This window comes from Deltaproteobacteria bacterium (assembly GCA_030654105.1).
Taxonomy (GTDB): domain Bacteria; phylum Desulfobacterota; class SM23-61; order SM23-61; family SM23-61; genus JAHJQK01.
This window is the reverse complement of sequence record JAURYC010000268.1, coordinates 1-12,003: the sequence shown is the minus strand read 5'-3', so window position 1 is coordinate 12,003 and position 12,003 is coordinate 1. Positions and strand designations below refer to the sequence as shown.

Sequence of the window (12,003 nt, the reverse complement as noted above, 5' to 3'; positions counted from 1 at the left end):
CTTAAACGGAAAGAGGGCTTTTTTATTTTTTAGGCTTCTTTTTCAGGGCCAACTGGATAACTTCGTCCATACGCTGTACGAAGTGGAATTGCATATCCTTTTTCACCTGCTCGGGGACCTCTTCTAAATCCTTCTCGTTCTTCTTGGGCAGAATGACTGTGGTGATGCCGGCACGCCTGGCTGCCAACACCTTTTCTTTAATTCCACCCACAGGGAGGACGAGTCCCCGGAGAGTAATCTCCCCGGTCATCGCTACATCGTTGCGTACCGGCTTTCCGGTAAGTAAGGAAGTTAGGGCGGTAAACATCGTTACGCCTGCGGAAGGCCCATCCTTGGGAATGGCCCCGGCGGGCACATGGATATGGATGTCGCTGTTGTCGAAGAAATTCTCGGGAATCTTCAAGGCCTTGGAGTTGGAGCGCACATAACTCAAAGCGGCCTGGGCTGGCGTATCCCCTTTTTCCTCCACCGTATCTTGCAGGGGAATAACCTTGGCCCGGATGTAGGGTTCCCGTTGCGTAAACTCCGTGAGGCGAATGCGGGCAGTTCCCTGGATAAGCAGACGGATGCTGCTATTGGGCACTTTGATCATCTTGAAGACGTAAGCCGCGCATCCAATTTCGAACAAATCTTCGGGCTTGACCTGCCCCACCTCTTTACTCTTTATCGCCACGATGCCGACTAATTTATTGCTTAGTAAAGCAGCGTCGATTAACTTGATCAGTGGTTCCTGGCTGACCATCAAAGGCAGGATCATTTTGGGATAGAGCGTAGTTTCCCGGATGGGGAGGATGGGCAGTTCATCCGGAATCTCCATTTCCTTCGGCCCCTCCCCTTCCCCGGCTATTTGGCCCGCGGGAGACTTCCCTTTTTCATCGTCCTTTCCTTGAAGAGGAGTTTTTTTTCTGGTAGTATCTTTATGACTCAATTTTTTCAAATTCTCGGATAAGTCATTATCGCAGGAGGGTGGCGCATGGCGGAAATCAAGAGTACCATCGAGCTGGCCATGGAAAAAACCAAAGACCTTCACCTCTCACGTGAGGAAATGAAGAAGCTCAAAGAGGAGGAGATGAAATCCAAGGCTCATAGCCTGGTGAATCGCTTCTTGGAAGTTGATTTTCACCTCAAGGAAGCGGAAAAGGAATTATTTAAATTTACCCCTGATGAGCGTAAGCAATTAGAAAAGCTCATGCGCCAATATTTATCCGAGGCCATCCAGTTGGATCGGGATAATGACCTGATCTTCCAGGGAATCGAAACCTTCCGGGAGGAGAGTAAACCCCTTATCCGCCAAATCCAGCGGTTGATTAAAAAGTATCGCGAACAGAAAGAAAAAGCCTACGAGGAGACCGAAAAAAATCTCCTAGCCAATTGGCAGAAGCAGGGGATTTCTGGCTCGGCAGTTCAGGCCAAGGTTGAAGGAAGCCCAGAATGGGAGAAAGCCTTATCCCGATTCAAACCGGCCTTCGAGGAACAGCTTCGGGTCTTACAAGAAGAATTGAAAAAACAATAACTTCAATCTGAAATCGGAAATCTCAAATCTGCAATCTAAAAGGAGGATCAAGAAAATTATGCCCCGCGTCGTCATTCCCGATGATTTTCCGTCAATTTTATCAGGTACAGAAGCCCTGAATCAGCTTAGACAATTGGCCGAAGTGCAGATCTACACAGAGAAGGCATCCTCCCCTGAAGAGCTCCAGGAAAGGATCCAGGGGGCCGAGGTAGTCATTAACATCCGGGCGTACTCTAAATTTAATGAATCCTTACTCCAGGCTTGTCCCGATTTAAAACTGATCTCTGTTTTGGGCATAGGCATGGATAACATCGATCTCCCCGCAGCTTCCCGGGCGGGGATCAAGGTCTGTAATACTCCCGGCTATTCAGCCGTCTCCGTAGCTGAGCACACTCTAACCTTGATGCTGGCGGCGGCCCGAAAAATACCGGCCCATGATCAGGAGCTCCGCGCCGGGCGCTGGACAAGGCTGCCCATGATCCAGCTTCATGGTAAAATTCTGGGCATCCTGGGCTTTGGCAACATCGGCCGACAACTCGGTCTCTTGGCCAAAGGAATCGGTATGAAAGTCTGGGCCTGGACCCTCAACCCCAGCCCAGAAAGAGCCGCGGAATCCGGTATCCAGTTCGTGGAATTCGACCAGCTGCTCTCCCAATCGGACGTGATTTCCATCACCCTTCAGGCTTCCGAAAAAACCCGCGGCCTTATCTCGCGAGAGGCTCTGGCCAAGGTAAAACCCTCCTGTATCCTGGTGAATACAGCACGGGCCAGTATCGTTGATACATCCACGCTGATCGAATTCTTGCGGACGGGGAAAATTGCTGCTGCGGCCCTGGATGTCTATGACCAAGAGCCTTTGCCCCCCACAGATCCTCTTTTATCTCTGGCTAATGTAGTCCTCTCTCCGCACAACGCCGGCATGACCCCTGAAGCCATCGAGAAAGGAAATCAGATGGTCGTGGATAACGTAATCGCTTTTCTTCAGGGCCGACTGATTAACCTGGTCGACGAGGATCGCTAAGCGTTTAGCGCTATGCGCATAGCGTATTTATTTTTTGCCATTGCCCACTGCGCTCTCTGTGGTGAATTTTTGTTAAAGCTTTTCAAAGATCGTAGCCAGTCCCTGCCCCCCTCCGATGCAAAGAGAAGCGATGCCGTACCTGCCGCCGCCCCTCTGCAACTCGTTGATGGTGAAGATAGCCAGGCGGGTTCCACTCATACCGTTGGGATGACCAAAAGCAATAGCTCCTCCGTTAGGGTTAAGTTTTTCCATAGGAATAGGGCTTCCCTGGGCTTCTAATTCCTTCACACAGGCCAGAACCTGGGCGGCAAAAGCTTCGTTGATCTCAACAACGTCCATGTCAGACATTTTTAACCCAGCCCGCTGCAAAGCTTTGGGCATGGCCAAGGCCGGCCCAATACCCATAATTTTAGGATCTACGCCCGCCACCGCGCAGGTGACCCATCGGGCCAAAGGTTGGTAACCCAACTCTTTGGCTTTCTCTGCGGTCATCATCAGGACGGCTGCCGCCCCATCGTTGCGGCCGGAGGAAGTTCCAGCTGTTACTGTGCCGTTCTTTTTAAAGACCGGCGGCAGAGTGGCCAGTTTCTCTATGGAGGTCTCCCGGGGATGCTCGTCCGTGTCAAAAATAACCTGCCCCTTTTTCTGAGAGATGATCAGGGGAATAATCTCATCTTTAAAATAACCCGCCCGGATGGCTTGGAAAGCCTGCTCCTGGCTTCTCAAGCCAAAGGCATCCTGCTCTTCGCGGGAAATTTTATACTTTTCCACCAGATTCTCGGCCGTAACACCCATGACCAAGCTGTCCTCCACCGTAGGAGCAGTCTCGCGGCGGAGGATCTGCGGGGGGGTGAAGGAATATGCCTCCTCGGCCCTGGGAATCATCCAGGGGCATTGGCTCCAGCTTTCCATCCCTCCGGCAATGTAGATGTCACCCAGGCCGGCCAGGATCTGGGTAGCCGCATAATTGATCGCCTGCAGGCCCGAAGAACACTGTCTTTCCACGGTGGCACCGGGAAGACTATAGGGAAGGCCTGCCTTAAGAACGGCCCACCGCGCTGGGTTGTAGGCCGCATGCCAGGAATTGGAAAGTCCCATGATCACGTCTTCGATCCCATTGGGGTCAATCCCGGTTTTATCTACGATGCCCCGGAGGGCAAAGGCTCCTAACTCTTCAGCCCGGTAGCGTGCAATCGTTCCGCCCATGCGCCCGATCGCTGTTCTGACTCCTCCTACGATCACCACTTCTCTCATATGAATACTCCTTTCTTTTTTTCCCTTGCTCCAAAATATTTCTTGATGCCGGTAAGAATATTAAGAGAGAAAAACGCCTATGTCAACTTTTTCTCCATTATGTTGGCGAGGGGGTATCAGGAAACGTTTAGAAAAATTTCTTTTCTGAGGATTTCAAGTTATAATGCCCAGCAGATGGAATACGGACCAAGCGCTTTGATTGTTCATCTGCGTCCCCCAAAATATTCTAATTGCGGAGGTTGTGACCAAACGAATGGAGGCGGAACGGAGAAAGATCTTTGGCAAAATTTTCTTTCCTGAAAGTTTAGCTATCGTGGGCATATCTCGTACCTACAGTGGCCTCGGCGGCCAATTTTTCTTGAAAAATTTGCAGCGGGCAGGTTATCCCGGGCGGATTTATCTGATTCATCCTACCGCTCGTGAGATCAACGGCTTGCCCGTTTATCCCAACCTTGCCGCCCTTCCGGAAGCCGTAGACCTGGCCATCGTTTGCGTTCCCGCCAAACTCATTCCATCGGTGCTGGAAGAATGCCGTAGGAAAGGAATCCACAACCTTCATATTCTAACTTCTGGGTTCAAAGAGCTGGGAACGCTTGAAGGTTCCCATTTGGAAAGGGAGATCCAGCGGGTCGCCTTAAAAGGTAAACTCAACATCATCGGCCCCAATTGTATGGGGCCTTACGTGCCCGCTTCCCGCTTGATGCTCTGGGGTCAGATACCTGCAAATCCTGGCTTTTTAGCCTTTTTGTCTCAGAGCGGGACTCTCACGCAGCGAGTTACCGAACACGCCCATTTCACAGGCATGGGCCTCAGCAAGGCTGTCAGTTTTGGAAATGCTGCGGTCCTGGACAGTACGGATTATCTGGAATACCTGGCCGAGGACCCGGAAACAAAAGTTATCGGCCTCTACTTGGAGAGCGTCCGTGATGGGCGGCGATTTTTGAACCTGGCCCGGCGCATCAATGCCGAGAAGCCCTTGGTGCTTTGGAAAGGGGGTGAAACTCCCTCCGGAGCAGGAGCTGTGGCTTCGCACACCGGAACGCTTGCGGGAGAAGATAAAATTTGGGAAAACGGCCTGCGGCAAGCGGGGATTACCCGGGCTCGCTCTCTGGAAGAGGTCGTTGGTACAGCGATGGCTTTCCTCTACCTTCCTCCCGCCAAAGGACGGCGCTTGTTCATCCTGGGCGGAGGGGGAGGGAACAGTGTTTATTATGCCGACATTTGCATCCGCACCGGCCTGCAGGTACCGCCTTTGATGGGGGAAACTCGGGAAAAATTGACCGCCTTAGTTCCTGCTGTCGGTTCATTTGCCCGTAATCCCGTGGACGCCTGGAGGTCTTTTCATGATCCGGACTTCATGGCGAAAATCCTGGAGGTGGTTTTTGCCGACCCCAGCCTCGACATGATCATCCTGGACCGGTTGATTCCGCGGATGACCTATGCAACGGAAGAGAAAGATCGAACCCCGGCAGTCATCGAGTACCTGAAAAGAAACCGACTGCGCAAACCTCTGGTGGTCATAGTGGATGGAAGCGGGGAAGACACTTTCCTGGCCACCGAAGCCGCAAAAATGCGCCAACGATTCTGCCAGGCGGGGATCCCGGCTTATCCTTCCCTACCCCTCGCCGCGCAGGCGTTAGCCCACCTCGTGGCCTATTATAAGAAAAAAGATGGCTGGGGGCAGATTTGAACCGCGTCTACTCTTTCTTTTCCGAGGCTAAGACACCCGCTACCGCAATGTTGTGTTTGGGAATATCATGCAGAATGATACGTACGGCCTCGGGTTTGGCATCCAAAGACTTCACCACGGCGTCGGTCATGGCCACGACCAACTTTTTTTTCTGCTCAATTGATCTTCCCTCATACATGTTGACATGGATAATAGGCATGCGGCTCTCCTTTCTTTGAGAACTGTCAGATAATTTGCTATTATAGAGAAGTCCTTAGCGCAAGGAAAGACTTTTTTTCCGACCTCAAAATTTTTTATGATCGAAATTAAGGATATCGAAAAGTCCTATGGCGAGAAAATTCTTTTTGCCGGCTGCTCTATGCGTCTGGGGGCGCGGGATCGCCTGGGTCTGGTGGGCCCGAATGGATCGGGGAAGACTACTCTTTTCCGGATGATCGTCGGCGAGGAACGCCCCGACAGGGGAGAGGTCTTCATCCGTCGGAGGGTGCATATCGGATATCTTTCCCAGGAACCAATACCGGCCAAAGACCAATCCCTGCTCGAAGAAGTTCAGAACGGAGTAAAAGATTTAACAGCCCTGGAAGATAAAATGCGCCTGCTGGCTGAAGAGATTGCCGAGGAGCAGGATACCCAAATTCAGGAAGCTCTTGTTAAAGCCTATGGCCAAATGGAAGAACGGTACTCGCAGCAAGGAGGATATGCTTTGGAATCCCAGGCCAAAGCCATCCTTCTGGGCTTGGGTTTTCGAGAAGCGGATTTCCAGCGCTCCACGGAAGAACTCAGCGGAGGATGGATGATGCGGTTGGCCTTGGCCAAAATTCTCCTGGCCAATCCCGACTTGCTCCTCCTGGATGAACCTACCAACCACTTAGACCTGGAGTCGCTCATCTGGCTGGAAAATTTTTTAGGCGAATATATGGGCACCATCGTGGTGGTCTCCCACGACCGCGATTTTTTGAACCGAGTCGCAACCAAGATCTTGGCCATTGAAGAGAAAAAAATTACTCCCTATCCTGGAAATTATGATACGTATGTCCAGGCTAAGGAAAAAAAGAAAGCCATCCAGGAAGCGGCTCAGGAAAACCAGCGCAAAAAAATCGAACAGACCGAGAAATTTATCGAGCGCTTCCGTTACAAAGCCACCAAGGCCCGCCAGGTGCAGAGCCGGGTAAAAATGCTGGAAAAAATGGAACGGATTGAAATCGCTGACCTGCAGAAGACCATTCGTTTCCACTTTCCCCAGCCCATCCGCAGCGGGAGGGTGGTGGCTGAGTTAAAAGGAGTTCACAAGGCCTATGGTCTTGTACAAGTTTACTCCGGCGTTGATCTGACTCTTTTGCGGGAGGAAAAGGCGGCTCTCGTGGGGCCCAACGGAGCCGGCAAATCGACTCTCCTTAAGCTTTTGGCCGGAATTCTGGAGCCGGATGCAGGCGCAATTGAATGGGGGCACAATGTTTCTTCAGCCTATTTCGCCCAGCATCAATCGGAACTCCTGGACCCATCCAAAACAGTCTGGGAAGAGATTTTTTCTAAGGCCAAGGACGAACCCATAAGCTTTCTCCGGGGCCTGCTGGGGGCGTTTCTTTTCTCCGGCGATGAGGTGGAAAAAAGGGTTTCCGTCTTAAGCGGTGGGGAAAAAAGCCGGCTGGTGCTGGCCAAAATGCTGATGCGTCCGGCTAACTTCTTGCTCCTGGATGAACCCACCAATCATTTAGACATTGCCGCCCGGGATGTATTGGAACGGGCGCTCCGGGAATTCAAGGGTACGCTTTGCTTGATCACCCATGACCGTCACCTCATCAACGCTGTGGCCAATAAAATCATTGAGGTAAAAGCAGGTTCCTTGACAATTTATCCCGGGAATTACGAGGACTACCAGTACAAAAAGGAACAGGAAAAAAAGGAACTCGAAATAGCGAATACCCAACTATCTTCCGCTGAGAATTTTGAGGCCAAGGAAAGCACAGCCCGAAGGACCAAGGAGCAGAAACGGTTGGAAGCCGAGGCTCGCAACCGATTTTACCGGGAGACCCAAGGACTGCGCCAGAAGATTCAGGAGGTTGAGTTCAATCTGGAACAAGCTACGAAGGACATGGAAAATATGGCCATCCGTTTGTCGGACCCGGAAATTTACCGCCAGGGGGAAAATATCCCCGAGCTTTTGAAATCTCACGCCGAAGCCAAAAAGCGCGTTGATACCTTGACCACCGAATGGGAGACTCTGGCCCAACAGCTTGAGAGATTGGAGCAGGCCCGGCTTTCTTTTTCAGATGCCGTTGAACGGTAAAACCGTTTAGTTCGTTTTGATCGTTAATACACCCAACGAACGTAACGAACCTAACGAAGTTGACGGAACTAACGGGCGAAACGGACTTACGGAAATAATCAATCAAACCATCGAAACGGTTTTTATTTAAATCTTTTTCAGCGTATATCGGCGAAAATCTGCGTCCTAATTAATTGATTTTAAAACCCGAATGAGGAGAAAAATCACGAAAGATTTGTTTCATTTGCAGGGCAAAGTCGCCATAGTGACCGGAGGCAATGGGGGTATCGGTCTAGGGATCGCCCAGGGATTGGCGGGCGTGGGAAGCGATATTGTCCTCGCGGCCCGCAACCAAAACAAAACGGCCAAAGCTTCGCAGGCGATAGAAAGAGCCTATGGGGTGCGCGTATTGGGTCTTCAAGTGGATGTGCGGCATGAAGAACAAATCCTGGCCATGGTCAAGCAAGTAACCGAAACATTCGGTCGCATCGACATTTTGGTGAATAACGCCGGTATGAACATTCGCAAGGTTCCCCAGGAGTTGTCGGCAACAGAATGGGATGAAATTCTCCGGGTCAACCTGCGCAGTGCCTTTTTATGTTCCAACGCCATCTACCCGGCGATGAAGAAAACGGGCGGAGGAAAGATCATCAACATCGGCTCGATGACTTCCATCCTGGGAGGCGGGAAGCTGGCGGCCTATGGAGCGAGCAAGGGAGGCCTTGTCCAATTGACCCGTAGCCTGGCTGTTGCCTGGGGGCCGGATAACATTCAGGTAAATGCCATTTTGCCGGGATGGATCAACACCGACCTGACGGTGGGTGCGCGGCGGGATATGCCCGGTTTGGATGACCGTGTACTTTCCCGGACGCCAGCCGGCCGCTGGGGCGAACCGGAAGATTTAGTGGGTGCAGCCGTTTTCCTGGCGAGCGTCGCTTCGGACTTCGTTACGGGTGTAGCTTTACCGGTCGATGGCGGCTTTTCCATAATGATTTAAGGGAATAATCGAGACCTTTCCCCAGCAACGGTAACCGGTAATTTTTTACTCTAGGAGAAAACCATGCGCGAAATTTTCTATCCCACCAGTGTGGCCGTGATCGGTGTTTCCAACTCCCCCGATAACATGGGGCGGGGAATCGTTTTTAACCTCACTGAATTTGGCTTTCAGGGGATTATTTATCAAGTGGGACCGAAAGGAGGAGTTTTTGCCGGACGGCGGATCTACCAATCCGTCTTGGATATTCCCGACCCCGTGGACCTGGCTGTCATTCTCACACCCGCCCGCACGGTCCCGGGCATTCTCGGCGAATGCGGGCAAAAAGGGATCCAACGAGTCGTCATAGAATCCGCCGGCTTTCGCGAATATGCCGCAGAAGGGAAAAAGATCGAAGAAGAGATTGAGCAGGTGGCTAAAAAATATAACCAGCGCTTTGTGGGGCCAAACTGTATCGGGGTGATCAACATGGAAAACGGCCTCTGCACTCCCTTTCCGCCCTTGAGACGAATCGTCCGCCACGGAGATATCTCCATGATCTCTCAGAGCGGGGGAGTAGGCATGTCTGTCCTTAACCTCATGGCCAATGAGGGATTGGGCTTGAATAAATTCGTTTCTGCCGGGAATATGTTAAACATTCAGACTGAAGAGCTTCTGGCCTATTTTATCGAAGACCCGGGGACGAAGTACATCCTGCTCTACTTAGAGGGTATTCAGGACGGGCACCAACTTATGGAGATCGCCCGCCGGTCCAACAAACCCATCGTGGCCTTTAAAGCCAATATCGGGCTGTTCGGCAAGACCATTGCTTCTTCCCATACGGCCTCTCTTTCCAGTAATGACAAGGTAGTGGATGCGGCCTTCCGTCAGTGCGGAATCGTGCGGGTACACGATGCCACTACTTTGGGCAATGACCTGAAAATCCTTCGGCTGCCACCGATGCGGGGAAAGAACCTGGCGATCATCTCCCGTTCGGGCGGTCATGCCGTGATTGCCGCCGATGCCTGTGAAACGTCCGGATTTTCCCTGGCTCCTTTTCCCCAAGAATTCCTCGAAGAGATCGAAAGGCATTTTAGGGCTTCCGTGATTAAGCTGACGAATCCCCTGGACCTGGGTGATCTTTTCGACCTGGACATCTATCTAAAAATTATTGACCGTACCCTGGCCCAGAAGGAGGTAGATGGGATTGTCTTTCTACACACCTTCAACGCCATGATGGAAGGGCAGAAGTCCAGGGACCTCTTCCACCAGCTCATTGAGCTTTCCCAAAAATATGATAAGCCAGTAGCCTTGTATGTATCCACTGAAGACCAGGAAGTGAATTATCTGAAGAGAAACCTCAATTATCCCGTCTTCACCCAGGTGGTGGAAACCGTGCGGGCCTTAGGACTGAACCGCTGGTATTATGGCGAAATGCTGCGGGTCCGTCAACCCAAGGAGATTCCATCCTTCCAGGTGGATAAGGAAACAGCCCGGATAAATCTTAGGTAGGTTTTAAGAGCCCATGGTCACTCGTAAAATAGCTTTGTCAATCCAGGAATTGGGAGGGCGATGATGAAAAAGGAATGGCTTATATTTATGCCAAGAACCCAGATGATGCCTTCCTGGCCTTGGGCTTTATTACGGCCCAGGACAGGCTCTTCCAGATGGAGTTGATCCGGCTGTTTGCCACCGGGAGGATCGGCGAGATGATTGGGGAGAGAGGAGAGCCGGTTGACATACGGATGAGGACCATTGGTTTCCATCGCCATGCCAAACGGCATGCGGGAATCCTGGATCCTCAAACTAAACTTTCTATCCAGAAATATGTCGACGGCGTCAATGTCTACATCAAAAACTGTTCGAGTGAACATCATCTCGAATTCAAGCTGGCAGGTATCAAGCCCGGACTCTGGGAGCCCACGGACGTGCTGGCTATTATGTATCTCATGAGCTGGAATTCAGCGGCCAACATTGAAACTGAAATCATCGCCCAAATGCTGGTAGAAAAAGTTGGAATAGAGCAGGCCAAAGAAATATTTCCCCTAAACATAAATCCGGATGATCTGTCTCCAGGAAGCACTTTATCTAAAACCCATGCCTACGAATTAAGCGGGATCAATCTCGCTTCTGACCAAAGCCTCCTTGCTTATCTGCAAGACAGACCCCTACATGTCGGGAGTAACAACTGGACGACGGGACCCCAGCTTTCCTCCCGAGGAAAGCCCATTGTGGCCAATGATCCCCACCTCGATTCCCGGGTCTTGCCAGGACCGTGGTACCCCTGCGGTATCATCACTCCCGAATTCCGCATGGTCGGAGTCAGCATCCCTGGCATTCCAAGTATTGTAGTTGGCCGGAACGAGCACGTTGCCATGGGCGTCACCAATGCTTACGGCGATGCCCAGGATCTCTATGTTGAGACCCTGGACCCCAAAGATCCCAATCGATACTTAGAGGGCGATAAGTCGCTTCCTTCCGAGGTTCTAACCGAAAAGCTCACCATCAAGGATAAGAATGCACCCGGCGGGAAAAAAGAAAAAGGGATTAAGATCAGGCTCACCAGGAGAGGGCCGGTTGTCTCGGGAGTTTTACCAGGGCTTAAGACCGCAAAGGTTCTCACCCTACGATGGGCACCTTTCGAGACTATGGGGCCTCTCCTTGGGACCGAGCAGTTGATGAGCGCCAGATCCGTCGAAGATGTGCGCAAAGCGCTGAGCCAATTTGACATCATGATGCTCAACTTTGTCTTTGCCGACAAAGAAGGAAACATCGGGTGGATTGCCAGCGGGAAGCTTCCCATACGTTCGCAGGGGGATGGGACCGTTCCTTACGTCGTGAAAGACAGCAAGGACAACTGGAGTGGCTGGATTCCTTTTGATAAGATGCCCCAAATTTATAATCCGCAAAGAGGGTGGGTTGGAACCTGTAACCATGATACGGTGGGCAAAAATTATCCTTACTATTACTCGTCACACTTATCCCCATCCTACCGCTACCGCAGGCTCATCCAGCTTATGGAAAAACCCGGAAAAAAATCGGTCGATGATCACTGGCAATTCCAAAGGGACGCCGTGAACCTCATGGCTAAAGAGATCGCGCCGATTATGGCCCAGGCTCTTAGGAAGCATGAAGCCACGAAGGAATTGGGAGATATCCTTTCCCAGTGGGATTATGTTGATCACCCTGACCAGCCTGCCCCGATTATATTCCAGGCAGTCTATCGGGAATTGGCCCTCCTGGTCTTCCAGGATGAGCTGGGCGAAGATCTTGCCATGACGATGCT

9 protein-coding genes and 1 pseudogene are annotated in these 12,003 nt (G+C 51.5%); 7 read left to right on the top strand and 3 right to left on the bottom strand.

What is annotated here, in order from left to right:
- Positions 1 to 22 precede the first annotated feature (22 nt).
- The gene (locus Q7V48_11510) at positions 23 to 817 is read right to left on the bottom strand and encodes a S16 family serine protease (protein ID MDO9211353.1); all 795 of its coding nucleotides are present in this window, start codon (positions 815 to 817) and stop codon (positions 23 to 25) included.
- Positions 818 to 973: 156 nt separating this feature from the next.
- On the opposite strand from Q7V48_11510, the gene Q7V48_11505 reads away from it, so the two are divergent.
- Positions 974 to 1,513: a hypothetical protein gene (locus tag Q7V48_11505; protein ID MDO9211352.1), complete on the top strand. Its 540-nt coding sequence runs from the start codon at positions 974 to 976 to the stop codon at positions 1,511 to 1,513.
- Between the two features lie 58 nt (positions 1,514 to 1,571).
- The gene (locus Q7V48_11500; protein MDO9211351.1) at positions 1,572 to 2,534 is read left to right on the top strand and encodes a phosphoglycerate dehydrogenase; all 963 of its coding nucleotides are present in this window, start codon (positions 1,572 to 1,574) and stop codon (positions 2,532 to 2,534) included.
- A 72-nt stretch (positions 2,535 to 2,606) separates the two neighbouring features.
- Here Q7V48_11500 and Q7V48_11495 read toward each other — a convergent pair whose 3' ends face one another.
- Positions 2,607 to 3,788 (bottom strand): thiolase family protein, encoded by a 1,182-nt coding sequence (locus tag Q7V48_11495; protein MDO9211350.1) that lies wholly within the window; start codon positions 3,786 to 3,788, stop codon positions 2,607 to 2,609.
- Positions 3,789 to 4,029: 241 nt separating this feature from the next.
- On the opposite strand from Q7V48_11495, the gene Q7V48_11490 reads away from it, so the two are divergent.
- Positions 4,030 to 5,478: a CoA-binding protein gene (locus Q7V48_11490; GenBank protein ID MDO9211349.1), complete on the top strand. Its 1,449-nt coding sequence runs from the start codon at positions 4,030 to 4,032 to the stop codon at positions 5,476 to 5,478.
- A gap of 7 nt (positions 5,479 to 5,485) precedes the next feature.
- On the opposite strand, the pseudogene Q7V48_11485 reads toward Q7V48_11490, so the two are convergent.
- Positions 5,486 to 5,683 (bottom strand): annotated as a pseudogene (locus tag Q7V48_11485) (2-hydroxymuconate tautomerase).
- A 90-nt stretch (positions 5,684 to 5,773) separates the two neighbouring features.
- Here Q7V48_11485 and Q7V48_11480 point away from each other — a divergent pair.
- The 4 genes from Q7V48_11480 to Q7V48_11465 form a co-directional block, all read left to right on the top strand.
- A complete protein-coding gene (locus Q7V48_11480; protein ID MDO9211348.1) occupies positions 5,774 to 7,765 on the top strand; it encodes an ABC-F family ATP-binding cassette domain-containing protein in 1,992 nt (663 codons plus the stop codon).
- A gap of 202 nt (positions 7,766 to 7,967) precedes the next feature.
- Positions 7,968 to 8,741: a glucose 1-dehydrogenase gene (locus Q7V48_11475; protein ID MDO9211347.1), complete on the top strand. Its 774-nt coding sequence runs from the start codon at positions 7,968 to 7,970 to the stop codon at positions 8,739 to 8,741.
- 63 nt (positions 8,742 to 8,804) lie between these two features.
- Positions 8,805 to 10,229 (top strand): CoA-binding protein, encoded by a 1,425-nt coding sequence (locus tag Q7V48_11470; protein MDO9211346.1) that lies wholly within the window; start codon positions 8,805 to 8,807, stop codon positions 10,227 to 10,229.
- 74 nt (positions 10,230 to 10,303) lie between these two features.
- Positions 10,304 to 12,003 (top strand): penicillin acylase family protein (locus tag Q7V48_11465; protein MDO9211345.1); only part of this gene is annotated, 1,700 nt, incomplete at its 3' end.

Coding starts and splice junctions, on each gene's coding strand:
- Q7V48_11510 (MDO9211353.1), bottom strand. CDS start 817: ATGGAGATTCCGGATGAACTGCCCATCCTCCCCATCCGGGAAACTACG.
- Q7V48_11505 (MDO9211352.1), top strand. CDS start 974: ATGGCGGAAATCAAGAGTACCATCGAGCTGGCCATGGAAAAAACCAAA.
- Q7V48_11500 (MDO9211351.1), top strand. CDS start 1,572: ATGCCCCGCGTCGTCATTCCCGATGATTTTCCGTCAATTTTATCAGGT.
- Q7V48_11495 (MDO9211350.1), bottom strand. CDS start 3,788: ATGAGAGAAGTGGTGATCGTAGGAGGAGTCAGAACAGCGATCGGGCGC.
- Q7V48_11480 (MDO9211348.1), top strand. CDS start 5,774: ATGATCGAAATTAAGGATATCGAAAAGTCCTATGGCGAGAAAATTCTT.
- Q7V48_11470 (MDO9211346.1), top strand. CDS start 8,805: ATGCGCGAAATTTTCTATCCCACCAGTGTGGCCGTGATCGGTGTTTCC.